The sequence below is a fragment of the Cupriavidus sp. GW823-FHT07A04 genome (assembly GCF_058794615.1).
On sequence record NZ_JBXAHA010000002.1, the window covers coordinates 35,777 to 61,832 of the forward strand.

Below are 26,056 nucleotides of genomic sequence, written 5' to 3' on the forward strand. Positions count from 1 at the left end.
GCCATGAACATCCTGCCCTCTCCCATCAACGCCAGGCGCCCGCTGATCCTCAACGTGGACGATAGCGACGGGGCTCGCTACGTCAAGGGCCGCATCCTGCAGCGCGCGGGCTTCTCCGTGCTGGAGGCCGCGAGCGGACAGGCCGCGCTGTCGCTGGTGCGCCAGCATGCCCCGGACCTGGTGTTGCTGGATGTGAAGCTGCCCGACATCAGTGGACTGGAAGTGTGCCGGCTGATCAAGAGCGATCCCGAGACCGCCAGCACGCTGGTGCTGCAGACTTCGGCCGCGCTGACCGAATCGCGCCACCGGGTTCAGGCCCTGGATGGCGGCGCCGACAGCTACCTGATCGAGCCCGTGGACGCGGAAGAACTGGTGTCGAGCATCAATGCCCTGCTGCGCATGCGCAAGGCCGAGGAGGCCTCCCGCCAGTCGTCGCAAGCGCTGCGCGAGAACGAGGAACTGTTCCGCCAGCTGGCCGAGAATCTCTCCGATGCGCTGTGGATCCTGGACCCCGCCGAGCGCCAGTTCCTGTTCATGAGCCCGTCGTTCGCCCAGCTCTGGGGGCGCCCGGTGGAAGACCTCAAGCACAACCCGCGCAACTGGCTCGCCAGCGTGCACGCCGAGGACCGCGAGCGCATGGAGGCTGCATTCGATGCCATGTTGCGCGACGGCCATATGGATGCGGAATTCCGGCTCGAGCGAGGCGACGGCGAAGTCAGCGAGGTCCGCGCGCGCGCATTCCCGGTCTCCAACACGGCCGGCGTGTTCTATCGCGTGGCCGGCATCTGCCAGGACATCACTCCGCAAAAGCGCGCCGAGCGCATGCTGCTGGACGAGGATCGCCGCAAGGACGATTTCCTCGCCATGCTGGCCCACGAACTGCGCAACCCGCTCGCACCGATGCGCAGCGCCGCCGACTTGCTGATGCGCTGCGCGCCAAGCCGCGAGGACACCTTCAAGGCGCGCGACATCATCGCCCGGCAGCTGCATCACCTGACCCGCCTGGTGGACGACCTGCTCGATATCTCGCGCTTCACCCAGGGCCGGATCGTGCTGCGCGACGACCTGGTCGAGCTGCGCACCGCGCTGAGCACCGCCGTGGAAGCCGTGCGTCCGTTGATCGATTCGCGCGGCCACTCGCTGCGGTTGAGCGTGCCCGAGGGGCCAATGCCAGTACGCGGCGACCTGGTGCGGCTGACGCAGATCTTCAGCAACCTGCTGCACAACGCGGCGCGCTATACCCAGCCGGACGGCCAGCTCGCGCTGGAAGTCACCAGCGACGGTACGCTGCTCACGGTCCGGGTGCGGGACAACGGCCCCGGCTTGTCGCCGCAGGCGCTGCATGCCATCTTCGACCCAACCACCGCGCATTACGGCGACAAGCCCCGCGGCACCACCGGGCAGGAGGGCATGGGCATCGGGCTGTCGCTGGTGCAAAAGCTGGTCAAGCTGCATGGCGGCACTGTCCACGCGCAGAGCGCGGGCGCGGGCCTGGGCTGCACCTTTGTGGTGGAGCTGCCCGCGCAGCCGTGGCAGAGCTGGCAGCCCGAAGTGGGCAAGCTACGCTCCCCGCTCGGCACGCCGCGCACGGTGATGGTGGTAGACGACAACATCGATGCGCTGGAGGCCATGGCGCTCACGCTGGAGGCCATGGGACACACGGTGGTGACCGCCATCGACGGGCCGGCCGCGATCGTGCGCGCGGTCAAGGCGCAGCCCGATGTGATCTTGCTGGATATCGGGATGCCGGCAATGGATGGCTTCGAGATTGCGCAACGGCTGCGTGCCATCCCCGAGTTGCAGCATGTGCGCCTGGTGGCATTGACGGGTTATAGCCAGCCAGCCGACCGGCAGCGGACCAACGAAGCCGGTTTTGACCAACATCTGGTGAAGCCGGTGGACCTGGAGGTGTTGTCGCGGATGCTGGAAGAACTTGGGGAGCCGGCTGCCCCCCGATCTTGATTTTTCGGAGATGGAGCATGCAGATGCACTTTCATATCACGCCTGAGCCTGATCAAAACCCGCCACCGCCGGAGGTTCCTCCCCCGGAAGTGCCTGATCCCGATCCGCCCGTGCCCGTGAGCGATCCGCCGCCAGGCGACAGGCCCCCGCCGCCGCAGCGGGCGTGAGGCTTCGAAGCCAAACTGAAAACGGCATTTCGCAGGCGCCATGCACTTTATACTGCAACCGGTAAAAACTACGTGCTCAATGGGTTTCGTGCGGCGTGGCATGCAGCGGAAAACTCACTGTAATGCACACCGATCCGCTATCGGTCGAACACCCCTGCCCTTCGGCCTCGATGTGCGCCCCATGCGTTTCCACCAGCCGCCTGGCGAGCAGCAGCGCAGTGCCTTGGCGTGGCGCCGAGTTGCCGCCCTGGGCCTTGCGCCGGCGGAAGAAATCGGAGAGCACGGCAATGCGCTCTTCCCTGCGTGCGCCGGTGGGCGCCCGGCTCTCGGTAATGCGCAGCCGGATCCGCCCCGCCTCGAACTTGAGGTGCGTCTCCACGGTATCGGCGCTGCGCGCATGGTGAATGCAGTGCACCAGCAAGTTGCGCAGCAGCGGATCCAGGCGGCGCGTGTCTGCGTCGATCAGCAGGCCGTCGCCAGGCTGATCCGCAGCGCTGTCCACGCCCGCTGCGGCCAGTATGACGCCGCGCGCTTCGGCCACCGGGCGTACCTCGTCCGTCGCCTTCTGCAATGCGGCCAGCAGGTCTACGCGCTCCCACTGCGGCGAGCTGTCGTCGGCCAGCAGCGCCACCGCCTCCTCCATGTGTTCGATCAGCGCCAGTTGCTGCTGCATGCCGGTGCGGATGCCGCTAAGCGCCCGCTGCGCGGAGGCGGGAGGCGTGTCGAGCGTGTGGTCCAGCACGTAGGCCCAGCTCTGCACCCCGTTAAGCGCGGAGCGCAGGTCATGCGCCACCTGGCTGATCAACGTGGCGACCTCGGCGCCGCTCTGGATCGGCTCGCTGGGTTCAACGGTCGCGGGACGATCCGATGCATCGGGGCCTTCTGAAGGATGGTGTTGCTGCGACATGGATACCTTTTGGGGCTGCATGCTCGCCCGGTTGTCATGCAATAACCATACCGCGCACGCCAATGGATGGCGTCCGTGTAGCGCGAAACCGTAATCCGGGCACGCACCCGGCCAACTTTTGGTATCCGATCCAGCGGCGACGTCCCAGGAACGCTGGCGGCACGCGGCACAAGCTAGTTCGGCGCCGTGGTGCTGCCCGGCGGCGTGCTCGTGCCGTTGGCGCGCAGCGACTCGGGCAATTCACCCCTTGAGGCGTATTCTTCCAGGCGGTTATACAAGGTCTTGAGGCTGATGCCGAGTATCTCGGCGGCGTGCTTCTTCACACCGGAGCACTGCTCCAGCGTGGCGAAGATCAACTGGCGGTCGGCCTCGGCCAGCGACATCCCCACTGGCACCGAGACCATGGCGGTGGCGGCCGTATTGGTCGCTGCCACCTGCAGCGGCACGTGCGCATCGGCAATGAGATCCTGGTCGGCCATGATATAGGCGCGCTGCACAAAGTTGCGCAGCTCGCGCACATTACCGGGCCATGCATGCAGCAGCAGGCTATCGAGCAGCGCCGGGGCAAAGCGGCGTTGCGTGCCATGCTCGCCGTTCATCTGCTCCAGCAGCGTGTTAGCGATCTGCACCACGTCGTCGGCGCGCGCGCGCAGCGGCGGCAGCTCGATCGGGAACACGTTGAGCCGGTGATAGAGGTCGGCACGCAGCTTGCCCTCGGCTACCGCCTCTTCCGGATTGCGGTTGGTGGCGGCCACCACACGCACATCGGCATGCAGCTCGCGGTTGGTGCCAACGCGCAAGAAGGCGCCGGACTCCAGCACGCGCAGCAGCTTGACCTGCAACTCGACCGGCATCTCGGTGATTTCGTCGAGAAAGAGCGTGCCGCCGTCAGCGCGCTCGAAGTAGCCTTTGTGCTGGCGCTCCGCACCCGTAAAGCTGCCGCGCTCGTGGCCGAACATCTCGGACTCGATCAGCGTGGAGGAAATCGCGCCGCAGTTCACGGCCAGGAAGGGCTGACGCCGGCGCGCCGAGAGTTCGTGCAAGGTCTGCGCGGCCAGCTCCTTGCCGGTGCCGCTCTCGCCCACCAGCAGCACCGTGGCCTCGGTGGGCGCGACCTTACTGAGCTGGTCATAGACCACCTGCATCGCTTCGGAGCTGCCAAGCAGGCGGCCAAAGCGGCCATAGCGGCGCAGTTCGTCGCGCAGGGAATGGATTTCCGCCTTGAGGTCGCCGGTGGTGGCAATGCGCTTCAGGACGGTGCGCAGGCGTGTCACGTTGATCGGCTTGACCAGGTAATCGGTGGCGCCCCGGCGCAGGGCGTCCACGGCGGATTCCACGCTGGCGTAGCCAGTCATCAGGATCACTTCGACGCCGGCGGTGCCGACCTCGTTGAACAGGTCCATGCCGCTGCCGTCGGGCAGCTTCAGGTCGGCCAGCACAACGTCCGGCACCTGCCAGCCGATCTGCAGGCAGGCTTCGCGCAAGTCGCCTGCGGTGGCGGACGTGAAGCCCTCGGCCGCCACGATCTCGGACAGTGCGGCACAAGTATTTTCATCGTCGTCGACGATCAGGATGTGGGGCATCGTTCTCCGTATCGGCACCGTATCACCCGGCTGCCACGGCAAGCACGGTCCTGGCCTTATGTCAGAACATAGGGCGGTAGTGCGTCCTGGCGCCAAGGTTAATCCGGGGATACAACCAATTTTATGCGGGCGCCAGCCGCAGCGGTACCAGTGTCTGTCTGACAACGCCACGCGCCGGCACGCATTGGCGCAGGAACCGTTCAAAACAGTGGCCTCAAGCCAAAGCACGCGCTAGGATTAGCTCAACTGCCCCCAGATTGCCCCACCGCCGACGCACCTCCCGCCGACCCGGCCATAGGCGATCACGCCCCCATGCCGCACTCGATGACAAGCCTCAACCCGCCCGCCGCCTCCCTTCCCGCCACGCCGGCATGCGGCGCGCCGCGGCGCGCCGTACAGGGTCCCTCGGCCTTGCTATGGCAAAGCGCTTCGCCCGTCATGCAGCAGTTGCTCGCGCAGATCGACCGCGTGGCCGCCACGGAAGTCACGATGCTGGCGGTGGGCGAAAGCGGCACCGGCAAGGAGCTGGTAGCCCGCGCCGTGCACGACCGCGGCGCGCGCCGGGCCGGCCCGTTCGTCGCGGTCAATTGCGGGGCGATATCCCCCACGCTGATCGAGTCGGAGTTGTTCGGCCACGAGAAAGGCGGTTTCACGGGCGCCGTGCAGCAGAAGGCCGGGTATTTCGAGCAAGCCCGGGGCGGCACGCTGTTTCTGGATGAAGTCACGGAAATGGCGCCCGACATGCAGATCAAGCTGCTGCGCGTGCTGGAGACGCGCACCTTCCACCGCGTGGGCGGCGACACGCAGATCGTGTGCGACGTGCGCATCCTCGCCGCGACCAACCGCGACCCTGTCGACGCGGTGCGCACTGGCCAGTTGCGCGAGGACCTGCTTTACCGCCTTGCGGTCTTCCCGTTGCACATTCCGCCGCTGCGCGAGCGTGGCGAGGATATCGCGCAGCTGGCCAGGCACTTCCTGGCGGAATTCAACGCCATGGAGGGCGCCGACAAGGTGTTCTCCGGTACGGCGCTGGAACGGCTGCGGCACTACGGCTGGCCCGGCAATGTGCGCGAACTGAAGAACACCATCTATCGCGCCTTTATCTTGGCCGACCGCGTCATCGACATCGTCAACCCCAATATCGCCACCCAACCGCCACGGCCGGCCACGCTGGACGGCTTCGTCAACGTGCGCATCGGCACCTCGCTGGCCGACGCCCAGCGCGAGATCATCCTGGCCACGCTGGCGCGCTTTGGCGGCGACAAGCGGCAGGCTGCGCACTCGCTTGGCATCAGCCTGAAGACGCTCTACAACCGGCTGGATGCCTATCGCACGAGCTGAGCCGCGCCATTCGCCCACTGGAGGCGCGCTCACCGCGTCCCAGTGCGCCCCTCGGACAATCGATCCCCTCTAAAGAGGGGCAGCACCACGATCGCGAACTGCGCAGACTTGTATGCAAAGTCTGTCAGCACGTTGACCGCCTGGCGTCGTGGCTGGCCATGTTTCAATTTGACTTTGCGTTGCTACCAGTGAGGCAGCATGGCGCCTGGACCGATTTTCCCGCCCCTGCCCCCCTCCCCTTTAAGACCATTGACGGCGATGAAGGAAAAACAAGAATACTGCCCGCTTTGCGGCACCCAGGCCGCAGCCCGTGCCCGTCGAGGCAGCTACGGGCAATGGGTGCGGTACGACTGCGACAACCCTCAGTGTGGCCCGGTGGAGATCAGCACCAAGGCCCGCCGCAGCCTGCGCGAGCCCGCCCGGCAGGCCGAGCTCCGCGCCCTGGCCCGCTCCAGCCGCGAACACGGCAAGGTGCCACGCGTCGGCTTTGACGGGCCGCGCGGCGAATTCTACGTCGAGTTCGACTAGGCCCGCCTCCCCGGGCCGGGCGCTGCCGGCGCGCATCCAATCCCCGCTGCGCACCGTACATGTAGGCATCAGGACCCCAGCGCGCGGCTTGCCCGCGCCCGCCTACAAGTGACTACGCATCCCTTCAAAGCTGACCTTGAGCATGTGCTCGACGATCGCGTCGGTGCCCAGCTTGCTGTACAGCTGCAGGTACTCCACGGCCGGATCGCAAGTGCGCGCGTAATAGCTGAACAGGATCACCTCGTCGGGCAGCGACGGGTCGAGCTCGCCCGCCGCCTTGGCCTCGGCCACGAGCTGTTCCAGTTGCCGGTTGAGCTTGAGCACGCGCGTGACGTAGCGCAGGTTGCGCGTGAGCATTTCGCGCACATGCGGGCTGGTGGATGGCAGGAACGGCAGCCCGCCGGTCAGGCGTACCCGCAGCGCCCACTCGAGCAAGGCGCGCAGGCGCGCCAGCCCCGTGAGATCGCCCGGGAGCTGCTCCAGGTACTCGAGCGCGCCGTCGATCAGCCGGATCAGCGCTTCGCCGACCAGGTCCTCCTTGGATTTGAAGTGCTTGTAGAGGCTGGGCTTGGAGATGCCAACCTCCAGCGCCACGTCGTCCATGGTCATCAGGTCGAAGCCCTTGCCAGCCAGGATGCGGGTCGCCGCATCGAGGATCGCGTCCTCACGCAGCTTGAAAGCCTGGTCCTTGAAACTCAGCCTGCCGAAAATACTCATTAGTAAATCTCGCTACTATGTAGTAATCTTTTTTCCAACACGGTACGAAACCATCTTAGCACCCATCCAGGCAAAGCGATGTCGAATTCAGGAAATCCCCAGCACTGCCGCCCTGCAACCGCTGCCAGTCAAGCTGCCACAAGGGCTGGCGCTATTGGCGAGCGCGCGCTCGCCAGCCAGGAACCGGCATGAGCGGCGCGCCCGGAACCTATCCGCGCGGCCAGCGCATCGCCGTGGTCGGCGCAGGCATCTCCGGCCTGGCGAGCGCCTATCTGCTGTCGCGTCGGCACAACATCACATTGTTTGAAGCCGGTGACTACCTGGGGGGGCATACCAACACGGTCGAGGTCGAGCTGGAGGGCGCGCGCCATCCCGTGGACACCGGCTTCCTTGTGTTCAACGACCGCACCTATCCCAACCTGATCGCGCTGTTCGCCGAGCTTGGGGTCACGGCCTACCCCACCGATATGTCGTTCTCGGTATCGCTGGACCAGGGCCGGCTGGAATGGGCCGGCAGCAACCTCGACACCGTGTTCGCGCAGCGCCGCAACCTCTTTTCGCCCAGCTTCCTGTCGATGCTGCGCGATATCGTGCGCTTCAACGGTGCCGCCGAGCGCAACCTGGCGCTGGCCATCCGGAGCGGCTGCTCGGTGGACCAATTGCTGCTCGACGGCGGCTATGGCCAGCCGTTTCGCCACAACTACCTGCTGCCGATGGCGGCGGCGATCTGGTCCAGCGCGACCGCCGATATCCTGCGTTTCCCTGCCGCCACCTTCCTGCGCTTCTGCCTCAACCACGCCTTGCTGCAGGTCAACAACCGGCCGCAGTGGAAAACGGTGCAGGGCGGCGGGCGCGATTATGTACAGCGGATCGCCGCGCAACTGGCGCAGCGCGATGCCGCCATCCGGATATCGACGCCCGTGCGCAGCATCCGCAGGCATGAGCGCGGCGTTGACCTGCTGACCGAAGATGGCCCCGAGCACTTCGACGCGGTGGTGCTGGCCACCCATGCGCCCACCACGCTGCGCATGCTGGCGGACGCGGATCCCGGCGAGCGCCATACGCTTGGCGCGGTGCAGTACCAGCCGAACCTGGCGATCCTGCATACCGATCCGGCCCTGCTGCCGCGCCGGCGCAAGGTGTGGTCAGCCTGGAACTACCTGGGCGGTGCCGTTGGCACCCACGATGCGGGCCCGGGCACGCACGATCATGCCGGCCACACCCGCCCGGTCTGCGTGAGCTACCTGTGCAACCAGCTCCAGCCATTGCCCTTCAAGACCCCGGTGGTGGTGACGCTCAACCCCGTCACCGCGCCAGCGCCCGGCACGGAACTGGGCCGCTACCGCTACCAGCATCCGGTCTTTGACCTGGCCGCCGTGGCGGCGCAGTCCGCGCTGCCCGCGTTGCAGGGCCGGCGCCGCACCTGGTTTGCCGGGGCCTGGACGGGCTACGGCTTCCATGAGGACGGGCTCAAGTCCGCGCTGCGCGTGGCCGCCGATTTCGATGTGCTCCCAGACTGGGCCAGGCTATGAGCGGCATGGAAGACCACCTCGCCAGCAGCCCCGCCGACGCGCCGCCCGCGTGGTTGCTACTTGGCCGCGTGATGCATGAACGCCTGCGCCCCGCACGCCACCGCTTTGTGTATCCGGTGTTCTACCTGCGCTGCAATCTCGACCGCCTGCCTGCCTTGCGCCACTGGTGGTTCGGCATCGACCGCTGGGCGCCGCTGTCGCTTGCCACGCGCGACTACGGCCCGCGCGATGGCAGCGACCTGGCCGCGTGGATGCGCAAGCTGCTGGCCGAGGCCAACCTGCCGGCCGACGGCGAGATCTGGCTGCAGACGTTCCCGCGCGTGTTCGGCTATGCCTTCAACCCGGTGAGCTTCTGGCATTGCCATGACCGCGCCGGCCAGTTGCGCGCGGTGCTGGCCGAGGTCAACAACACCTTCGGCGCCAGCCACCGTTACTTGCTGTGCGCGCCCGACCGCTGCGCAATCGGCCCCGACACCGTGCTGAGCTGCCACAAGGCGCTGCATGTGTCGCCGTTCTGCGTGGTCGAGGGCAGCTATGCGTTCCGCCTGCGCGATACCGGCGGCACCAGCTTTGCCGGCATTGACTACTACGACGCCACGGGCCTCGTGATCCGTACCGCGATCGGCGGGCGCCGCCTGCCGTTTTCGCGCGCCAATGTGCTGGGTGCGCTGGCGAGGCAGCCCTGGCTCACGGTGTCGGTGATGGCGCGCATCCACTGGCAGGCACTGCGCCTGTGGCTGAAGAAAGTGCCGTTCCGCGGCAAAGACCCAGGCCCCGGTGCGGATCCCCCCGGCCCGACCAGTTTCCCCAACCCCTCCGCCAACCTGTCGCAGTTCGAGGAAAACAAGCCATGACGCCCTCTCGCGCGCTAACCCTGCCGCCCGACGGTGCCCCTGCGTCAGCCCGTCTTTTCTTAACCCTGCTCGCGCGCATCCGCGTTGGCCACCTGTTGCTGGTCGCGCCCTCGGGTGAGCAGTGCCTGTTTGGCGATCCGCATGCCGGACCCGGCGCGCGCCTGGAACTGCGCGACTGGCGTGCCTGTGCCGAGATCCTGCGCGCCGGGGACATCGGCTTTGCCGAAGCCTACCGCGCAGGCTGGCTGGATACGCCGGACCTCACCGCGCTGCTGCGCCTGGCCATCCGCAATGAGTCCGCGCTGCCGCAGACCGTGGTCGGCAGCTGGCTTGCGCGGCTGTGGTATGGCCTGCGCCACCGGCTGCGCCCCAACAGCCGTACCGGCAGCCGCCGCAATATCCACGCGCACTACGACCTGGGCAACGCCTTCTACCAGCGCTGGCTGGACCCGACCTGGACTTATTCGGCCGCGCTGTTCCAGGGCGAGCGGGCCCGGCCGCTGGAAGCGGCGCAGGACGCCAAGTACCAGCATATCGTCGACACGCTCGGCCTCAAGCCCGGCATGCGCGTGCTGGAGGTGGGCTGCGGCTGGGGCGGCTTTGCCATGCATGCGGCAAGGCAAGGGATCCACGTGCACGGCATCACCATCTCCTCCGCACAGCTTGAGGTAGCGCAGCAACGCGTGACCCAGGCCGGTCTGCAAGGGCTCGCCCGGCTGGAGCTGCGCGACTACCGGGATCTCGATGGCGAGTACGACGCCATTGTCTCCATCGAGATGTTCGAGGCCGTGGGCGAGCGCTATTGGCCCGGCTACTTCCAGATGCTGCACCAGCGCCTGCGGCCCGGCGCGCGCGCGCTGGTGCAGTCGATCACCATCGAAGAGCCGCGCTTCAAGGCCTATCGCGCGAGCAGCGACTTTATCCGCGAGTACGTGTTCCCGGGCGGCATGCTGCCCAGCCCCGAGCGATTCCTGAGGGCTGGGTTGCGGGCCGGGCTGGAAAGCCGCGTCACGCTGGCGTTTGGCCCGGATTACGCCGAGACGCTGCGGCGCTGGCGCGCGGCCTTCGAGCAGGGGCTTGATGATGTCGCCGCGCAGGGCTTCGATGCGGTCTTCATCCGTACCTGGCGCCTGTACTTGTGCTACTGCGAAGCCGGATTCGACGAAGGCCGCACCGACGTCATGCAGTTCGTGCTTCAGCGGAATGCCTGAGATGCGCCGCGCTGCCGCCGCCCTCGCCATGGCCATCCTCTGTATCCCAGCGCTTGCCGCGACGGGCTGGCACGCAGACGTGCAGCCCGCCCGGCTATCGGGCGAAGGCGAATTTCGCGTGTTTGGATTTCGCCTCTATACCGCCCAGCTCTGGAGCGCACAGCTGCCGATCGCGCCGGATGCGCCCTTTGCGCTGCAACTCACCTACGACCGCAGCATCAAGCGCGAGCGCCTGGTCGAAACCAGCCTGGACGAGATGAAGCGCATCGGCAGCGCCGGCAACACGCTGCCCAGCCCGCAGATGCTCGATAGCTGGCGCGCCAGCATGGCACAGGCGTTTGTCGACGTGCGCCCGGGTGACACGCTCACTGGCGTGTTCATGCCAGGCAAGGGCGTGCGCTTCTACGCAGGTGATCGGCTGACCACCGAGATCGACGACCCCGCCTTCGCGCAGGCGTTTTTCTCGATCTGGCTCGACCCCGCCACGCGCGCGCCGGCGTTGCGCCAGCGCCTGCTTGGGCTCGCACGATGACCGCGCCGCACCTCGGCAGCGCGACTGCCGCGACGCCCACCGCGCCCAATCCCGATCCGGCCCTCCCAGCGCCCGCCCCGGCATCCGCCATGGCTGCCTATGGCCTGCTCGGCATGCCGCTGGCCATGGCCGCCCTGCCGGTCTACGTGCAGGTGCCCGCCTACTACGCGAGCGAGCTCGGGCTGGCCTTGTCCGCGACCGGCACGGTGTTGTTCGCCGCGCGGCTGCTCGACACCGTGCAGGACCCATTCCTCGGCCGCTGGATCGACCACCTGGCGCAGCGCGGCAAGCTGGCGCCGGCGTTGTGGCTGGCGTGCCTGGTGCTCTCGGCCTCCTTTGCCATGCTGTGGCTGCCGCCCGTGCGCGGCGGGGCGCTGGCCGCCTGGCTGGCGCTCTCGCTGGTACTGGTCTACAGCGCGCACAGCGTGGTCAACATTGCTTACCTGGCCTGGGGCGCGCGCCTGTCTGGCGAGCCGGCCACGCTGACCCGCGCCGCGGCCTGGCGAGAGGCAGCGGGCCTGGCCGGGGTGATGCTGGCCAGCGTCCTGCCTACCTGGCTTCCGGGCGCATCGGGCTGGCCCGCCGCGCCGGCCATGGCGTGCTATGCCTTGGTGTTCGCCGCCTTGCTGCTGGGCGCGCTGGCGTTGCTGCTGCGGCACGCGCCGGCCTGGCGCCACCACAGCGCTGGCGTGCACGGTTGGCGCGCCACGCTCGCCAACCGTGCATTCCGGCGCCTGCTGCTGCCGTATTTCCTCAATGCGGTGTCGGTCTCGATACCGGCTACGCTGGCTCTGTTCTTCATCCAGGATCGGCTGGGCGCGCCACAGTGGTCCGGCGCGTTCCTCGCCACCTATTTCGCGGCGGGCGCTGCCGGCCTGCCGCTCTGGACCCGGCTTTCCGCGCGCATCGGCCTCGCGCGGGCGTGGCGGCTTGGCATGGCGCTGGCGGTGGCCGCCTTTGTCTGGGCGGCCGGCCTGGGCACAGGCGACACCGGCGCCTACCTGGCCGTGTGCGTGCTGGCGGGGCTTGCGCTTGGCGCCGACCTGGCGCTGCCGCCGGTGCTGCTGGCCTGCCTGATTCCCCCCGGCGAGCAACCCGCCGGCTACTACGGCATCTGGAGCCTGCTGGGCAAGCTGGCGCTCGCGTTGTCGGGCCTGGCGCTGCCATTGCTGGCCTGGTGCGGCTACCAGCCTGGCGCGGGCAGCACGGCGGCCGGCAGCCATGCCCTGGCGCTGGTCTACGGCGGCCTGCCCTGCCTGTTCAAGCTCGGCGCCATGCTGTGCCTGCGCACGGCCCAGGCACCACAGATGGAGGACCCGACATGATTCGCCTTGCCCCGTCGCGCTGCGGCAAACACCTGCTGCTGTACGCCGCGCTATGGCTGGCTGCCTGCGCTGGCCCGGACGTTTCGCAGTACGCGCAGCAGCAGCCCGTGCTCGATGTGCCGGCTTTCTTTGGCGGCAAGACCGAGGCCTGGGGCATGTTCCAGAAACGCAGCGGCGAGGTGGTCAAGCGCTTCACGGTAGCCATCGAGGGCCGCCGGCAAGGCAGCGATTTCGTACTGGACGAGCACTTCACCTACAGCGACGGCAGCACCGAGCAGCGCACCTGGACGCTGACGCGCCAGCCCGACGGCACCTGGCGCGGCCGCGCCGGCGACGTGGTGGGCGACGCGATCGGGCACAGCGCTGGCAACACGCTGAACTGGCGCTACACGCTGCGGCTGCCAGTGGGAGACGCTACGTATGACGTGCAGTTCGACGACTGGATGTACCTGGTCGACGCGCACACCATGATCAATCGCGCCAGCGTCTCGAAATTCGGTTTCGAGGTTGGCCAGGTCACGGTGTTCTTCCGGCGCCCGCAATCGCTGCAATAGCCGCAATGACCGCAATGACCGCAATGACCGAATCGCGGCTGCGGCGCAAATCAGAGAGGCAACCATGGCCTGGACGGCACTCAACCCCCGCTGGACGGATTGGCGCGAAAAGCGGGTCTGGCTGGTCGGCGCATCGAGCGGTATCGGCGCGGCGCTGGCGCGCGCCCTGCTTGCGCGCGGCGCCTGGGTAGCCCTGTCGGCGCGCCGGGCTGAAGCCCTCAAGGCGGTTGCCGGCGAGCATGCGACGGCGCTGCTGCTGCCGATGGATGCCACCGACCCCAACGCCTGGCGCCAGGCGCATGACGCGTTGCGCGAGGCCTGGGAAGGCGTGGACCTGGTGGTGTTTTGCGCGGCCGATTATCGTGCGTTGCGCCCCTGGGAGCTGGAAGCCGAGAGCGTGCGCCACACCATCGAGACCAACCTGAACAGCGTCTACTACGGGCTGCAGGCCACGCTCACCGACATGCTCGCGCGCGGTAGCGGCAGCCTGGTGCTGGTCGCCAGCGTGGCCGGCTACATGGGCCTGCCCAACGCCACCGTCTACGGGCCGACCAAGGCCGCGCTGATCAACCTGGCCGAACTGCTCTACGCCGAGCTGCATCCGCGCGGGCTGGGCGTCTACCTGGTCAACCCGGGATTCGTCAAGACACGCCTGACGGCCAACAACGCGTTCCCGATGCCTGCCCTGCTCACCCCCGAGGCCGCCGCCGAGGCCATCCTGCAGGGGCTGGCGCGCGGCCGCTTCGAGATCGATTTCCCGCGCCGCTTCACCCGCCTGCTCAAGCTCGCCAGCCTGTTACCCTACCGGCTGCGCCTTGCGGCTCTGCAAAAAGTGATGGACGCGCCGTGATGCCCCTGACCCGCCCGAACGCATTGACGGAGTTGACCGAATTGGCCGAGTTGACCGAATTGACAGAGTTGACAGAGTTGACCGCCCTGCTGCGATGGTACGAAACGCTCTCGCCCGCCTCGCTGGGCGACATCGCGCGCTTCTATGCCGACGATGCCCGCTTCAAGGATCCCTTCAACGATGTGCGCGGACGCGAGGCGATCCGCCGGATCTTTGCGCACATGTTCGTCGCCACGGACAACCCGCGCTTTGTGATCGGTGAGCAATTCCGGCAGCCGGGCCAGGCGTTTGTGCTGTGGGACTTCCACTTCACCCTGAAGGGCAAGCCCTACCAGGTGCACGGTAGTTCGCATTTTCGCTTTGACGACGATGGACGCGTGACACTCCATCGCGACTACTGGGACGCCGCGCAGGAGCTCTGGCAGCAACTGCCCTGGCTCGGGCCGCTGGTAGGCTGGCTGCGCCGCCGCTTCGCCACGCCGCTTCCCTAGCCGCGCCAGTGCGCTTCGGGCTGGCATTGCGCGTGATCCCCCGTTACATTCCAAGCAGTTTGTGACCGTGTGCGGCCATGCCCCGGGGAACATCCCGGCGGCAAGGGCGGTCATTACCCGCGTGCCGCGCCCAACCGAGGCGATCCCGGCCCGACAAGGAATGCCCAATGAACCTCACCGTCCACGACCTCCTGGCCTTGGCCTGCGCCAGTATCCTCACCGTGACCGTGGTCGCCATCCACTACGAAGCCCTGCGCCTGCTGTCCGGCATGAATCCGCGCCGCTGGACCGGCCGCGTCAACGTTGGCGTGCTGATCGTCTGCATCATCCTGGCCCATAGCCTTGAAGCCATGGTGTTTGCCGTCGGCTACTGGGTGGCGGGCCATGTGCTGGGCCTGGGCGGCCTTGCCAGCGCCCATCCCATCACGCCCATCGTCTACCTCTACTTCTCGCTTGAAACGTTCACCACGCAAAGCCTGGGCGACATCGCGCCGGTCGGCGCCACGCGCCTGCTCGCCAGCATCGAGCCGCTGGTGGGCCTGATCCTGATCGGCTGGTCGACATCCTTCACCTACATCATCATGCGCCGCGACTGGCCAACCGGCACCTCGAGGCAATCGGCGCAAGCGGATCTGTAGGCACGGCGCACGGCGCGCAGGGCCTGGCGCACGGCACATGGCTATAGGATCGGCGCAAATAGCGTGGCCACGTGCATCGCCACGCGGCGCAGCGTCGGCGCGGCGGTGTATTCGCTGCGCTCGATCTGGCAGGCCTGCGCGAAGTCCGCCTCCAGCATGTGCGTCACGCTGGCGGCAAAATCGCGGTCCGCGGTCATCACCATCAGCTCGAAATTGAGCCGGAACGAACGGTTATCGAGATTCGCGCTGCCAACCGCCGCGGCCTCATCGTCGATCAGGATGACCTTCTGGTGCAGGAAGCCCGGCTGGTAGCGATAGAGCTTCACGCCCGCGCAGACCGCCTGGTAGGCATACAGCGTGGAGGCGGCGAACACCACGAGATGGTCGGGGCGCGCCGGTAGCAGGATGCGTACGTCGACCCCGCGCAGCACCGCCAGCCGGAGTACGGCGAACACGGCCTCGTCCGGCACGAAGTACGGGCTGGTGATCCACACCCGCCAGCGCGCCGCCTGGATCGCCTCGACGAAGAACAGCGAGCAGGTCTCCTGCGCGTCGGCGGGGCCGGACGGCACCACCTGGCAGGTCATGCCCCCGGCAGGTGCTGCCGGCGGGGGCAGCAGCATCGGCACCTCCCGCGCGGCCCAGAACCAGTCTTCGGCAAACACCATCTGCAAGTCCAGCACGGCGCTGCCGCGGATCTCGATATGCGTGTCGCGCCAGGGCGCCAGCGGCGGCTTTTGCCCGAGGTACTCGTTGCCGACGTTGTGACCGCCCGTAAACGCGCATTCCCCATCCACCACCACCAGCTTGCGATGGTTGCGGAAATTGAGCTGAAAGCGGTTGACAAAGCCGCGCCGCGTGGCGAAGGCGCGCGCCTCCACCCCAGCAGCCAGCAGCACCTTGACGTATTGGCCGGGCAACGCATGCGAGCCGATGCTGTCGTAGAGGAAATACACCTTCACACCCGCGGCGGCGCGTTCGCACAGCAGGCTCTGCAGGCGCCGCCCGAGCGCGTCGTCGTGGACGATGAAGAACTGCACGATCACCACCTGCCGCGCGGCGGCGATCGCCGCAAAGATGGCTTCGAACGTCGCCTCGCCGTTGACCAGCAGCCGCACCGCGTTATTGGCCAGGCAGGGCATGCCGGTCAGCCGGGGCAAGGCGCGCAGGTAAGGCTGGGCGGGCGAGTGCACCACGCTGGCGTCGCGCGCCTCGCGCTCGTGCGGCTCCATCTCATGCGTGACCTCGCGCAGCCGGTCGTTGTTGAAGCGCCGGGCATTCACGTAGCCGGCAAAACTGCTGCTGCCGAGGATCAGGTACGGGATCAGCGTGAAATACGGCATCATCACCAGCGAGCCGGCCCACGCAATGGCGCCGGGCGCGGTGCGCACCGTCATGACCGCATGCAAGGCCGCGACGACGCCAAGCAGATGGAACACCAGCACGATCGCCGCGACGAGGGAGGGGCTGAGCATGATCGTTAGATTTCGCCTTGGCGGAGCCGGACCACAATGGCTAGCATTCTGGCATAGCCGCGCCCCGGGGCAGGCAGAATTTCCTCGCAGGCGTTAAGCTTTCACGCCTTACCGCGTTACTGCCTGACCGCCAGCCACATCAAGGAAGACCGCAATGTCAGAGTTCAAGATGGAATACCGGCGCCTGGGCGCCAGCAACCTCAAGGTATCGGCCCTGTGCCTCGGCACCATGATGTTCGCCGACCAGACAGACGAAGCCGAGGCCGGCCGCATCGTCGACAGCGCTCGCGCGCACGGCGTCAACTTCATCGACACCGCGGACGTGTATAGCAAGGGCGGCTCCGAGCGCATGGTGGGCAAGCTGCTCGCCGCCGACCGCCATGACTGGATCCTGGCCAGCAAGCTCGGCAATCCGATGCAGGCTGCGCCCAACCATTCGCACTACTCGCGCGCCTGGATCCTGCGCGAAGTCGAGCAAAGCCTGGGCCGCCTTGGCACCGACTACCTCGACATCCTCTACCTGCACCGCGACTACCCCGGCGAAAACCTGGAAGAACCCGTGCGTGCCATGGGCGACCTGGTCCGTGCCGGCAAGATCCGCTACTGGGCCTTGTCCAATTTCCGCGGCTGGCGCATCGCCGAGGTCGCACGCTTGTGCGACCAGCTGGGTGTGCCGCGCCCGGTGGTTTGCCAGCCTTACTACAACCTGCTCAACCGCATGCCCGAGGTGGAAATCCTGCCGGCCTGCCAGCACTTCGGCCTTGGGGTGGTGCCCTACAGCCCGATCGCGCGCGGCGTGCTCACCGGCAAGTACCTGCCCGGCCAGCAGCCCCCGCAAGACTCACGCGCAGGCCGCGCCGACCGCCGCATGATGGAAACGGAATTCCGCGAGGAATCGCTGGTGATTGCCCAGACGCTGAAGGCGCATGCCGATGCGCGCGGCCTCAAGCTGGGCCAGTTCGCTACCGCCTGGGTATTGGCCAACCCGATCGTCAGCTCGGTGATTGCCGGGCCGCGCACGCTGGCACAGTTCGAGGATTACTTTGGCGCCGTCGGCGTGCCCATCTCCGCCGAAGAGGAGGCCCTGGTCGACCAGCTGGTGCGCCCCGGACATGCCTCCACGCATGGCTACAACGATCCGAACTATCCGCTGACCGGGCGTCCGGTTCCGGCAGCCTGATCGCGTTGCCCGCCAGGGTGGCCCGCCCGCAGGCGACCCTGCCCACAACCGGTTCGCCTGGCAACCTGCACGCACGGTTGTCGGGCCGCCGGCCCTGGCCAACGGCTCGCGCTCGGGCCGGTCCGCGTTTCGCGGACAGATCGCGGGTTTTGCCTCGCGATTATCATCATGTTGGCTTACAAACCATGATCTGCATCCCGGGCTTCCCGGAATGTTCTTCAATGGGTTGCCTGGAGAGATAGTCATGCCGCAAGCCCCTGCGCTGATCGATACGCCCGCTAAAACCCGTTCCGGCCTCGCCGTCATGGGGCTGTCCGCACTGGGCGTGGTATTTGGCGACATCGGCACCAGCCCGCTCTACACCCTGAAAACCGTGCTCGCGCTCTCGGGGGGCAAACCTTCGGCACCGGTTATCCTGGGCCTCTTGAGCCTGCTGATCTGGACATTGATCATCATCACGACGGTAAAGTACGTGTCCTTCGCCATGCGCATCGACAACAACGGCGAAGGCGGCATTCTCGCCTTGATGTCGCTGTTGGGAATCAAGCAGAAGAAACGCCCGCTGGTGGTGGCCGCCGGGCTGTTCGGGGCGGCATTGATCTATGGCGACGGCGCGATCACACCCGCCATCTCCGTGCTCTCCGCGCTGGAGGGGCTGGAGATTGTCTTTCCCGAGGCCAAATCCATTATCCTGCCGGCCACGGTGGCCATACTGGTGGCGCTCTTTGCCATCCAGCCGATGGGAACGTCCCGCATCGGCAGGGCCTTCGGGCCGGTGATGGCATTATGGTTCTTTTGCATAGCCGTGCTCGGCATTCGCGGCATCCTGTTGCACCCGTCGATCCTAATTGCGCTCAATCCGATCTATGGCCTGGAATTCCTGTTCTCCAATGGCTATACCAGTTTCCTGGTGCTGGGCGGCATTTTCCTCTGCGTGACCGGCGCCGAGGCGCTGTATGCCGACATGGGCCATTTCGGCCCGCGCCCGATCCGCCTGGCATGGTCCGCCATCGTGTTCCCCAGCCTGCTGCTTAACTATGCCGGACAGGCCGCGCTGGTGTTGTCCGGGGCCGATTCAACGCACAACATCTTTTACCTGCTCTGCCCGCCGCCGCTGCTGGTGCCCTTGGTTATCCTGGCCGCCGTGGCGACGGTGATCGCCAGCCAGTCCATTATTACTGGCGCGTTTTCCATGACGCGCCAGGCGATCCTGCTGGGATGGCTGCCGCATCTGCAGATCAGGCAGACCTCCGAGGAGGGCTACGGGCAGATCTACGTTGGCACGGTCAACTGGCTGCTGATGGTGGTGACGGTCAGCCTTGCACTGTTCTTCAAGTCATCGGATCAACTGGCTTCCGCGTATGGCATCGCCGTTTCCCTCACCATGCTGATGACGTCCGTGCTGCTGTTTATCGCCATGCGCGATATCTGGGGCTGGAGCCTGTGGGCCAGCGCGGCCGTGTCCGGCGTCTTCCTGATCATCGACGGCGGGTTCTTCGTGGCCAATCTCGCCAAGGTACTGGATGGCGGGTATATCCCGTTGATGCTGGCGGCGGTTGTCTACAGCGTCATGTTGATCTGGCATCGGGGCACGGCCGCGATTTCGGCAGCCATCAACGAAGACATCCTGCCGATCGACGCGTTCCTGGGCGAGGTGCAGGCAAAGCACATTCCGCGCGTGCCCGGGACCGGGGTGTTCCTGACGCGAACGCTGGATGGCACGCCGCCGGTGATGCTGTGGCATGTCAAGCGCAACCACGCCTTGCAGCAGAAGATCCTTGCCGTGAGCATCGTGACGGAGACGGTGCCATGGATCAAGGATGCCGAGCGCCTGACGCTAACGCAACCGATGCCGGGTTTCTGGCGCGCCAACGCCCGCTACGGCTTTATGGAGCGGCCCGATATTCCCAAGCTGCTGCTACAGCCCCAGATGCTGCCCTGCGGGCTGGACCTGGGCACCATCACCTACTACATGGGCCTGGAGACCATCGTGCTGCGCGAGGGCGACAGCCGGATGCCGCGCTGGCAAGGCAAACTGTTCGCCTTGATGGTCAGGAACGGCATGCACGTTACCGATCTTTTCCGGCTGCCCAGCGATCAGGTGGTGGAGATTGGCCGCCGCGTCTCGATCTGACGATCAAGCGATCGTCAGATCAAGCTCCCCTGCCGGCCAACTCATTACAATACGCACCTTCCTTCGTGACCAACCTCTCTGCTTCTCAAGGATCGATTCGCTCCCGCCGCTCTGTTCACCCCGGCGGGAGAGCCAACCAACGACATGCTGCCATTAAGAATCCTGGCCACAGGCAAAGCACTCCCTGCCCGGCAGGTCACCTCCGCCGAGCTTGACAAGGTGCTCGGCAAAGCGGCCGGCTACGTCAGGAAAGCCGCCGGCATCGACCACCGCTACCACGCTGGCCCTGGCGAGACGCAATCCGCTCTGGCCGCCGCCGCGCTGCGCGATGCCATGGCGCGCGGCGGCATCGCCCCGGGTTCGGTCGGCCTGGTCATTTCTGCCGCCGGCGTGCAGGAGCAAGCCCTGCCCTGCACTGGCGCGCGGCTGCTAGAAGCCGCCGGCATCCCAGCCGGCACGCCGGCCTTCGACGTCAACGCCAGTTGCCTGAGCTTCCTGGCCGCCTTGCAGGTGGCGGCCAGCCTGTTGCACAGCGGCACCTACCGCCGCATCGCGGTGGTCGCATCCGACCTCGCCTCTCGCGGGCTGGACTGGAGCCAGCCAGAGGCCTCGCTCATCTTTGGCGATGGCGCGGCGGCGGCGGTGGTGGAGCGCGGCGATGGCAGCACCGGCATCGAGGCCTATCGCATGGAGACCTATCCCGCGGGCAAGGCCTTCTGCGAGATCCGCGCAGGCGGTACCCGCACCAACCCGCGCATGGGCGCGCGCGAGTCCGACTTCCTGTTCCATATGGAAGGCAAGCGGGTCTTCAAGCTGGCCTCCACGGTGATGGACGCCTTCCTGGCCGGCTTGCTCGACGCGGGCAAGCTGCGGCTTGATGAGATCGACGTGGTAGTGCCGCACCAGGCCAGCCACCTTGCCATGAAGCACATCGGGCGCCGCCTCGGCGTGCCGGCGGCGTCGGTGGTGGATATCTACCGTACGCACGGCAATCAGGTGGCCGCGTCCCTGCCCACGGCCTTGCACGAAGCGATGCACAGCGGCAGGGCCAGCGCCGGCTCGCGCGCGCTGCTGCTGGGCACGGCTGCCGGCCTTACCGTGGGTGCCATGGTGCTGCGATTGTGATCACGCTGGTAACCGGTGCAACCGGCGGCCTCGGCAGCAATGCCGTCGAGTACTTGTTGCAGCGTGGCCTGCCCGTGCGCGCCACCGGCCGCAACCCCGCGCAGGGCGAGGCGCTGCGCGCGCTTGGCGTGGACTTCGTGCCGGCGGACCTGGCCACGCTCGATGCTGCACAGGCACGCGCATTGCTGCGCGGCGTGAGCACCGTCTGGCACTGCGCCGCGCTGTCATCGCCGTGGGGCGCATCCGCCGATTTCCAAGCGGCCAACGTGGCCGCTACCGAGCGGCTCGCCGACGCGGCGATCGCAGCCGGCGTTGAGCGCTTCGTGCACGTCTCCACGCCGTCGCTGTACTTCGACTATCGGCACCATCTCGACATTCCCGAGAGCTACCGGCCAGCGCGCTACGCCAACCACTATGCCCGCACCAAGGCGCTGGCTGAGGCGGCGATACGGCTGCGCGCAGGCAACCAGGCCGCCACCGCCTTCGTCATGCTGCGCCCACGCGCCTTGTTCGGCCCGCACGACCGCGTGCTGATGCCGCGCGTGCTGGCGCTGATGGCGCAACGACGCGGCAAGCTGCCGTTGCCGCGCGCCGGCAAGGTGCTGATGGACCTGACCTTTACCCCCAACGTGGTTCACGCCATGCAGCTCGCCAGCACGAGCGCGCAGGTGGCGTCCGGCCATGCCTACAACATCACCAACCACGAACCGCGCCGCTTGTGCCAGGTGCTCGGCCAACTGCTCGGCGACGAACTGGGCCAGCCGCCGCGCCTGCGCCGCCTGCCCTATGCGCTGGCCGACGCCGTGGCGCGTGGCATGGAGGCCTGGTCGGCCCTGAGCCGGCGCGAGCCGGCCTTCACGCGCTACGGCATGGGCGTGCTGCACTACGATATGACGCTCGACAACACGCAGGCCATCGCGGCGCTGGGCTATCGGCCCGCCTATACGATGGATGAGGGAATTCGCCTGACGGCGCAATGGATGCGAGACCATGGCCAGCATCACCACCTTTGAGGCGGGCTTCTGCACGCACCGCGCCTGCATGGCGCTCAAGGGCGCGGGCCTGTCGGTCTGCCGCTTCCCGGCGCGGGCGTACCTGATCGAGGCAGGCGGCAGGCACTGGCTGTGGGATACGGGCTATGCCACGCACTTCCTCGATCACACACGCAGCGGGCTGTTCGCGCTGTACCGCATGGTCACGCCGGTGCATTTCGACAGCAGCGAGGCGGCGGCAAGCCAGCTGCGCGCGGCGGGCATCGGCGCGCGCGACCTCGCCGGCGTGATCCTGTCGCACTTCCACGGGGACCATATCGCGGGACTGCGGGATTTTCCCGGCATGCGCTTCTACTGCTCGGGCGCCGGGTGGCAAGCCACGCGGCTGCTGCGCGGCGTCGGCGCGCTGCGCCGGGGCTTCGTGCCAGGGCTGATGCCCGAGGATTTCGAGCAGCGCGTGGGCTTTATCGAAGCCTTTGCGCGCCAGCCGCTGCCCGTCGCGCTCACGCCGTTCCAGGAGGGCTATGCCTTGCCGGACAGTGACGGGGAAGTCTTCCTGGTAGCGCTGCCGGGCCACGCCGCCGGCCACCTGGGCGCCTTCGTGCAAACGAACGGCGGGTGGGTGCTGCTGGCGTCCGACGCGGCATGGTCGCCCACCAGCTACCGTGAGCTGATCGGCCCGTCGTCCATCGCCAACCTGATCATGGAAGACCCGCGCACCTACCAGGCCACGCTCAGGCAGTTGCACGCCTTGCATCGCAATGGCCAGGTGCAGATCCGCCTGACCCACGAAGGAGCCCTCTGATGCAGTTGCCGCGCATGCTCGGGGCCTACTGGCGCGCGCGCAGGCTGCGCTTTGCCAGCCGCGCCGAACTGGAGGCGCACCAGGCCCGTCAGATAGCCCGCTTCCGCCAGCGCGTGCTGGCGCGCAGCCCGTACTTCGCCCCCTTGCTGTCGCAGCCGATGCAAGACTGGCCGCGCATGGACAAGGCGGTGATGATGGCCAATTTCGACCGCATCAACACGGCCGGGCTCCGCCTTGATGACGTCCTTGCCTGTGCCCGGCAGGCCGAGGCCTCGCGCGATTTCAGCCCGACGCTGCAAGGATTTAGCGTGGGGCTGTCCTCGGGCACCTCGGGCGGGCGTGGCGCGTTTGTGGTGAGCCGGCAGGAGCAGGCGCAATGGGCCGGCACGCTGCTGGCCAGGTTGCTGCCGCGCGGGCTGCTGGCGGGCGAGCGCGTGGCGCTGTTCCTCCGTGCCAACAGCAACCTGTACACGGCGGTGCGCAACCCCTGGCTCTCGTTCGCGTTCTTCGACCTGTTCACCCCGTTCGAGGATCATCTTGCGCGGCTGGAGCACTATGCGCCCACCATTGTCGTGGCGCCCGCGCAGGTGCTGCGCAGCCTTGCGCTGGCGCGCCAGGCCGGGCGCACGGCACTGCGCCCGGCGCGGGTCGTCTCGGTTGCCGAAGTACTGGAAGCACAGGACCGCGCCTTGCTGGCCAACGTGTTCGGCGAGCCCGGCGAGGTCTACCAGGCCACCGAAGGCTTTCTCGGCGTCACCTGCGCGCATGGCACGCTGCACCTGAACGAGGAATTCGTCCACATCGAGCCGGAATGGCTGGACGAGAGCCAGGAGCGCTTCGTGCCCATCGTGACCGACTTCACCCGCACCACCCAGCCCATCGTGCGCTACCGGCTGGACGACGTGCTGGTGCGGCGCGCGGATGCGTGCCCGTGCGGCAGCCCTGCGCTGGCGCTGGCCCGCATCGAAGGCCGCTGCGACGACATGCTGGTGCTGCCGGGCCGCCTCGGCGAGCCGGTGCAGGTCTTTGCCGACGTGCTATCGCGCGCCTTGGCGCAGGCCCTGCCGCTCGCCGCCGACTACCGCCTGCGCCAGACCGGCGGGCGCACGCTCAGCCTGTATGCCGAAGGCGGCGACGCAGTGCACACGGCTTGCCGCGCGCGGCTGGAAACGGTGCTGGACGGGCTGGGCGTGGCTGTTGCGGATATCGCGTGGCACAACGATGCCGCGCCCCCGGCGGATTTCACCACCAAGCGCCGCCGCATTGTCCGGCTGCGCGAAGCCACGCAAGGCCCGTGACGCACCGCATGCAAAGCGCCGGGGCATGGTGGCGGTGCCGGCAGATGTTGCTGGGCTGGGGCAGCGTCGGCCTGGTCTACGGTGGCACCAGCCTGCTGCGAGGCGCACCGGCGCAGTTGCCCGAAAGCGCGCTGGACCGCCTGATCCCCTTCGATCCTGCCGGCATCTGGCTCTACCTGTCGTTCTTCGCCTTGATACCGGTCAGCTTTGCGCTGGCCCCGCCGCAACGGTTGCGCTGGCTGCGCACGGCGATGCAGTGCGCAGCGCTTGCCTGTGGCGCCGTCTTCCTGGCATGGCCTACCACGCTGGCCTATCCGAGCCTGCCGGGCGACGGGCTGAGCAGCACGGTGCTGGGCTGGCTGATCGCCGGCGACTCGCGGCAGAACTGCCTGCCCTCTTTGCATGGCGCGCTGACGCTGCTAAGCGTCTGGGCGTTGCTCGACCCGCGCCGCAAGCTGCGCAGCGCCTGCGCGATCGGCTGGGGGCTGGCGATCTGCTACTCGGTGGTGCAGACACGCCAGCATGTCTTGCTGGACCTGGCCGCCGGCCTGCTGGTGGGCCTGGCCGCGGGCACGGTGGCCACCTGGCTGGCGCGCCCCAAGGTGTCCGCGGTGACCGTTATCCAAGGACATTCGCAATGAACGCATTCGCGCTCCCCCTGATCGCCATGCTGCTATGCGTGGTGGCTGAGTTGCTGATCCGCAAGCATCGCCGGGGAGAGCCCATTCCCTGGCGTGAGGTGGTGTTCAACCTGGGGTCCGGGCACATCCTGATGTGGTTTTTCCGCGGTCTGGAGATCGCGGCCTTCGGGCTGGTGCTGCGGGTCGCCAACCTGCATTGGATAGACGCATGGCCGCTCGCCTGGCAATGGGTGTTCGGCTTTGTCGCGTGGGACTTCTGCTTCTACTGGATGCACCGGCTGCATCACAAGATACCCCTGCTGTGGGCGGTGCATGTGGTCCATCACCAGGGCGAGCACTTCAACCTGTCGCTAGGCATCCGCAACTCCTGGTACTCGTCGCTCACCAACCTGCCGTTCGTGATCGGGCTGGCTGTGGCGGGCTTGCCGCTGGAGATCTTCGTGGTGGTCTCGTCGATCCACTACGCGGTGCAGTTCTACAATCACAACGGCCTGGTGGGCAGCTCCGGCATCCTGGATCGCTTCCTGGTCACGCCGGCGCATCACCGCGTGCACCATGGCACCGCGCCGTGCTACCTCGACCGGAATTTCGGCGGCACCTTCCTCTGGTGGGACAAGCTGTTCGGCACCTTCCAGCCAAGGCTGGCCGACGTGCCGCTGGATTATGGCGTGCCCGGGACACCGCGCTGCGACAACCCCTTGCTGGCAAGCAACCTGCCGTTGCTGCGCCTCATCGGCGGCACCAGCAAGCATCGTGCGCCGCGCGCTGGGTTCCATGTGCCGGACCTGCTCATCGGCCTCGGCGGGCTGCTGCTGTTCGGCACCGTGATCCACTACATTCACCACGATGGGCAGTGGCAAGGGCAGCGGCAGGCGCTGCTGTTCGGCCTGATCTTTGCCGCCACCATCGCCCTGGGCGCCATGAGCGACGGCCGGCGCCGGGGGGCGGCCGCCTGGGTCTTGCTGACGGGCTCGCTGGCGCTGGCCGGGCCGCTGCTGCAGCCCGCTCCCGACTGGCCGGGCGCGTGCCTGTACCTCGGGCTGCTGCTGCACGGTGCCGCCACCCTGCCGCGCTTGCTGCCGCGCACGCTGTCGCGCTGAATTTGTCTGCGTCCACCTTCGCTGGCGAGGCGTCACCCGCCATCCTGTCCAAAATTTAGGCAGTCCGATACATAACCGCCACCATTGGCCAAGCGCGGCACGTCAAGCTCGGTT

24 protein-coding genes are annotated in these 26,056 nt (G+C 67.3%); 20 read left to right on the forward strand and 4 right to left on the reverse strand.

Annotated features, from left to right (window positions below):
• Window positions 1-3: 3 nt before the first annotated feature.
• Window positions 4-1,962, forward strand: a complete 1,959-nt coding sequence (locus AC1Q7Q_RS03440; RefSeq protein ID WP_492375277.1) for a response regulator — start codon at window positions 4-6, stop codon at window positions 1,960-1,962.
• Window positions 1,963-2,205: 243 nt separating this feature from the next.
• On the opposite strand, the gene AC1Q7Q_RS03445 is transcribed toward AC1Q7Q_RS03440, so the two are convergent.
• Window positions 2,206-3,036, reverse strand: a complete 831-nt coding sequence (locus AC1Q7Q_RS03445) for a sensor histidine kinase (RefSeq protein ID WP_492375278.1) — start codon at window positions 3,034-3,036, stop codon at window positions 2,206-2,208.
• Window positions 3,037-3,209: 173 nt separating this feature from the next.
• The gene (locus AC1Q7Q_RS03450) at window positions 3,210-4,619 is read right to left on the reverse strand and encodes a sigma-54-dependent transcriptional regulator (protein WP_492375279.1); all 1,410 of its coding nucleotides are present in this window, start codon (window positions 4,617-4,619) and stop codon (window positions 3,210-3,212) included.
• A 324-nt stretch (window positions 4,620-4,943) separates the two neighbouring features.
• On the opposite strand from AC1Q7Q_RS03450, the gene AC1Q7Q_RS03455 reads away from it, so the two are divergent.
• A complete protein-coding gene (locus tag AC1Q7Q_RS03455; RefSeq protein ID WP_492387128.1) occupies window positions 4,944-5,960 on the forward strand; it encodes a sigma-54 interaction domain-containing protein in 1,017 nt (338 codons plus the stop codon).
• 258 nt (window positions 5,961-6,218) lie between these two features.
• Entirely contained in the window at window positions 6,219-6,488 is a 270-nt protein-coding gene (locus AC1Q7Q_RS03460) for a hypothetical protein (protein WP_150984521.1), read from the forward strand.
• Window positions 6,489-6,590: 102 nt separating this feature from the next.
• On the opposite strand, the gene AC1Q7Q_RS03465 is transcribed toward AC1Q7Q_RS03460, so the two are convergent.
• Window positions 6,591-7,205, reverse strand: a complete 615-nt coding sequence (locus tag AC1Q7Q_RS03465; protein WP_492374221.1) for a TetR/AcrR family transcriptional regulator — start codon at window positions 7,203-7,205, stop codon at window positions 6,591-6,593.
• Between the two features lie 188 nt (window positions 7,206-7,393).
• Between AC1Q7Q_RS03465 and AC1Q7Q_RS03470 the strand changes: the two genes are divergently transcribed.
• The 9 genes from AC1Q7Q_RS03470 (at window position 7,394) to AC1Q7Q_RS03510 (ending at window position 15,192) form a co-directional block, all read left to right on the forward strand.
• Window positions 7,394-8,737 (forward strand): NAD(P)/FAD-dependent oxidoreductase, encoded by a 1,344-nt coding sequence (locus tag AC1Q7Q_RS03470; protein WP_492374222.1) that lies wholly within the window; start codon window positions 7,394-7,396, stop codon window positions 8,735-8,737.
• 5 nt (window positions 8,738-8,742) lie between these two features.
• The gene (locus AC1Q7Q_RS03475; protein WP_492374223.1) at window positions 8,743-9,591 is read left to right on the forward strand and encodes a DUF1365 domain-containing protein; all 849 of its coding nucleotides are present in this window, start codon (window positions 8,743-8,745) and stop codon (window positions 9,589-9,591) included.
• Window positions 9,588-10,802 (forward strand): class I SAM-dependent methyltransferase, encoded by a 1,215-nt coding sequence (locus tag AC1Q7Q_RS03480; RefSeq protein ID WP_492374224.1) that lies wholly within the window; start codon window positions 9,588-9,590, stop codon window positions 10,800-10,802. Before AC1Q7Q_RS03475 ends, AC1Q7Q_RS03480 begins: the two co-directional genes overlap by 4 nt.
• A 1-nt stretch (window position 10,803) precedes the next feature.
• Entirely contained in the window at window positions 10,804-11,334 is a 531-nt protein-coding gene (locus tag AC1Q7Q_RS03485; RefSeq protein ID WP_492374225.1) for a chalcone isomerase family protein, read from the forward strand.
• A complete protein-coding gene (locus tag AC1Q7Q_RS03490) occupies window positions 11,331-12,659 on the forward strand; it encodes an MFS transporter (RefSeq protein ID WP_492374226.1) in 1,329 nt (442 codons plus the stop codon). The genes AC1Q7Q_RS03485 and AC1Q7Q_RS03490 overlap by 4 nt, the downstream gene beginning before the upstream one ends.
• Window positions 12,656-13,213 carry a DUF3833 domain-containing protein gene (locus AC1Q7Q_RS03495; RefSeq protein ID WP_492374227.1) on the forward strand — a complete coding sequence of 186 codons (558 nt, stop codon included), beginning with the start codon at window positions 12,656-12,658 and terminating at the stop codon, window positions 13,211-13,213. The genes AC1Q7Q_RS03490 and AC1Q7Q_RS03495 overlap by 4 nt, the downstream gene beginning before the upstream one ends.
• Before the next feature lie 64 nt (window positions 13,214-13,277).
• Window positions 13,278-14,063, forward strand: coding sequence for an SDR family NAD(P)-dependent oxidoreductase (locus AC1Q7Q_RS03500; RefSeq protein ID WP_492374228.1), 786 nt, complete (start codon window positions 13,278-13,280; stop codon window positions 14,061-14,063).
• Entirely contained in the window at window positions 14,063-14,554 is a 492-nt protein-coding gene (locus AC1Q7Q_RS03505) for a nuclear transport factor 2 family protein (RefSeq protein WP_492374265.1), read from the forward strand. Before AC1Q7Q_RS03500 ends, AC1Q7Q_RS03505 begins: the two co-directional genes overlap by 1 nt.
• A gap of 167 nt (window positions 14,555-14,721) precedes the next feature.
• Entirely contained in the window at window positions 14,722-15,192 is a 471-nt protein-coding gene (locus AC1Q7Q_RS03510; RefSeq protein ID WP_492374229.1) for an ion channel, read from the forward strand.
• A 41-nt stretch (window positions 15,193-15,233) separates the two neighbouring features.
• On the opposite strand, the gene cls is transcribed toward AC1Q7Q_RS03510, so the two are convergent.
• On the reverse strand, window positions 15,234-16,667 hold the full coding sequence (cls, locus tag AC1Q7Q_RS03515) for a cardiolipin synthase (RefSeq protein WP_492374230.1): 1,434 nt from the start codon (window positions 16,665-16,667) through the stop codon (window positions 15,234-15,236).
• Window positions 16,668-16,821: 154 nt separating this feature from the next.
• On the opposite strand from cls, the gene AC1Q7Q_RS03520 reads away from it, so the two are divergent.
• From AC1Q7Q_RS03520 to AC1Q7Q_RS03555, 8 genes are all read left to right on the forward strand, one after another.
• Window positions 16,822-17,847, forward strand: coding sequence for an aldo/keto reductase (locus AC1Q7Q_RS03520; RefSeq protein ID WP_492374231.1), 1,026 nt, complete (start codon window positions 16,822-16,824; stop codon window positions 17,845-17,847).
• A 244-nt stretch (window positions 17,848-18,091) separates the two neighbouring features.
• Entirely contained in the window at window positions 18,092-19,981 is a 1,890-nt protein-coding gene (locus AC1Q7Q_RS03525; protein WP_492374232.1) for a potassium transporter Kup, read from the forward strand.
• Between the two features lie 144 nt (window positions 19,982-20,125).
• On the forward strand, window positions 20,126-21,106 hold the full coding sequence (locus AC1Q7Q_RS03530; protein ID WP_492374233.1) for a 3-oxoacyl-[acyl-carrier-protein] synthase III C-terminal domain-containing protein: 981 nt from the start codon (window positions 20,126-20,128) through the stop codon (window positions 21,104-21,106).
• Complete coding sequence (locus AC1Q7Q_RS03535; RefSeq protein WP_492374234.1) at window positions 21,103-22,119, forward strand: NAD-dependent epimerase/dehydratase family protein; 1,017 nt, start codon at window positions 21,103-21,105, stop codon at window positions 22,117-22,119. Before AC1Q7Q_RS03530 ends, AC1Q7Q_RS03535 begins: the two co-directional genes overlap by 4 nt.
• A complete protein-coding gene (locus AC1Q7Q_RS03540) occupies window positions 22,097-22,903 on the forward strand; it encodes an MBL fold metallo-hydrolase (RefSeq protein WP_492374235.1) in 807 nt (268 codons plus the stop codon). Before AC1Q7Q_RS03535 ends, AC1Q7Q_RS03540 begins: the two co-directional genes overlap by 23 nt.
• Complete coding sequence (locus tag AC1Q7Q_RS03545) at window positions 22,903-24,201, forward strand: F390 synthetase-related protein (protein WP_492374236.1); 1,299 nt, start codon at window positions 22,903-22,905, stop codon at window positions 24,199-24,201. The genes AC1Q7Q_RS03540 and AC1Q7Q_RS03545 overlap by 1 nt, the downstream gene beginning before the upstream one ends.
• Window positions 24,198-24,842, forward strand: coding sequence for a phosphatase PAP2 family protein (locus AC1Q7Q_RS03550; protein WP_492374237.1), 645 nt, complete (start codon window positions 24,198-24,200; stop codon window positions 24,840-24,842). The genes AC1Q7Q_RS03545 and AC1Q7Q_RS03550 overlap by 4 nt, the downstream gene beginning before the upstream one ends.
• Window positions 24,839-25,942, forward strand: coding sequence for a sterol desaturase family protein (locus AC1Q7Q_RS03555; RefSeq protein WP_492374238.1), 1,104 nt, complete (start codon window positions 24,839-24,841; stop codon window positions 25,940-25,942). Before AC1Q7Q_RS03550 ends, AC1Q7Q_RS03555 begins: the two co-directional genes overlap by 4 nt.
• Window positions 25,943-26,056 lie beyond the last annotated feature (114 nt).

Coding starts and splice junctions, on each gene's coding strand:
- AC1Q7Q_RS03555 (WP_492374238.1), top strand. CDS start 24,839: ATGAACGCATTCGCGCTCCCCCTGATCGCCATGCTGCTATGCGTGGTG.
- AC1Q7Q_RS03505 (WP_492374265.1), top strand. CDS start 14,063: ATGCCCCTGACCCGCCCGAACGCATTGACGGAGTTGACCGAATTGGCC.
- AC1Q7Q_RS03480 (WP_492374224.1), top strand. CDS start 9,588: ATGACGCCCTCTCGCGCGCTAACCCTGCCGCCCGACGGTGCCCCTGCG.
- AC1Q7Q_RS03445 (WP_492375278.1), bottom strand. CDS start 3,036: ATGTCGCAGCAACACCATCCTTCAGAAGGCCCCGATGCATCGGATCGT.
- AC1Q7Q_RS03490 (WP_492374226.1), top strand. CDS start 11,331: ATGACCGCGCCGCACCTCGGCAGCGCGACTGCCGCGACGCCCACCGCG.
- AC1Q7Q_RS03545 (WP_492374236.1), top strand. CDS start 22,903: ATGCAGTTGCCGCGCATGCTCGGGGCCTACTGGCGCGCGCGCAGGCTG.
- AC1Q7Q_RS03455 (WP_492387128.1), top strand. CDS start 4,944: ATGACAAGCCTCAACCCGCCCGCCGCCTCCCTTCCCGCCACGCCGGCA.
- cls (WP_492374230.1), bottom strand. CDS start 16,667: ATGCTCAGCCCCTCCCTCGTCGCGGCGATCGTGCTGGTGTTCCATCTG.
- AC1Q7Q_RS03475 (WP_492374223.1), top strand. CDS start 8,743: ATGGAAGACCACCTCGCCAGCAGCCCCGCCGACGCGCCGCCCGCGTGG.
- AC1Q7Q_RS03500 (WP_492374228.1), top strand. CDS start 13,278: ATGGCCTGGACGGCACTCAACCCCCGCTGGACGGATTGGCGCGAAAAG.
- AC1Q7Q_RS03495 (WP_492374227.1), top strand. CDS start 12,656: ATGATTCGCCTTGCCCCGTCGCGCTGCGGCAAACACCTGCTGCTGTAC.
- AC1Q7Q_RS03525 (WP_492374232.1), top strand. CDS start 18,092: ATGCCGCAAGCCCCTGCGCTGATCGATACGCCCGCTAAAACCCGTTCC.
- AC1Q7Q_RS03485 (WP_492374225.1), top strand. CDS start 10,804: ATGCGCCGCGCTGCCGCCGCCCTCGCCATGGCCATCCTCTGTATCCCA.
- AC1Q7Q_RS03460 (WP_150984521.1), top strand. CDS start 6,219: ATGAAGGAAAAACAAGAATACTGCCCGCTTTGCGGCACCCAGGCCGCA.
- AC1Q7Q_RS03465 (WP_492374221.1), bottom strand. CDS start 7,205: ATGAGTATTTTCGGCAGGCTGAGTTTCAAGGACCAGGCTTTCAAGCTG.
- AC1Q7Q_RS03470 (WP_492374222.1), top strand. CDS start 7,394: ATGAGCGGCGCGCCCGGAACCTATCCGCGCGGCCAGCGCATCGCCGTG.
- AC1Q7Q_RS03540 (WP_492374235.1), top strand. CDS start 22,097: ATGGCCAGCATCACCACCTTTGAGGCGGGCTTCTGCACGCACCGCGCC.
- AC1Q7Q_RS03530 (WP_492374233.1), top strand. CDS start 20,126: ATGCTGCCATTAAGAATCCTGGCCACAGGCAAAGCACTCCCTGCCCGG.
- AC1Q7Q_RS03440 (WP_492375277.1), top strand. CDS start 4: ATGAACATCCTGCCCTCTCCCATCAACGCCAGGCGCCCGCTGATCCTC.
- AC1Q7Q_RS03510 (WP_492374229.1), top strand. CDS start 14,722: ATGAACCTCACCGTCCACGACCTCCTGGCCTTGGCCTGCGCCAGTATC.
- AC1Q7Q_RS03450 (WP_492375279.1), bottom strand. CDS start 4,619: ATGCCCCACATCCTGATCGTCGACGACGATGAAAATACTTGTGCCGCA.
- AC1Q7Q_RS03520 (WP_492374231.1), top strand. CDS start 16,822: ATGTCAGAGTTCAAGATGGAATACCGGCGCCTGGGCGCCAGCAACCTC.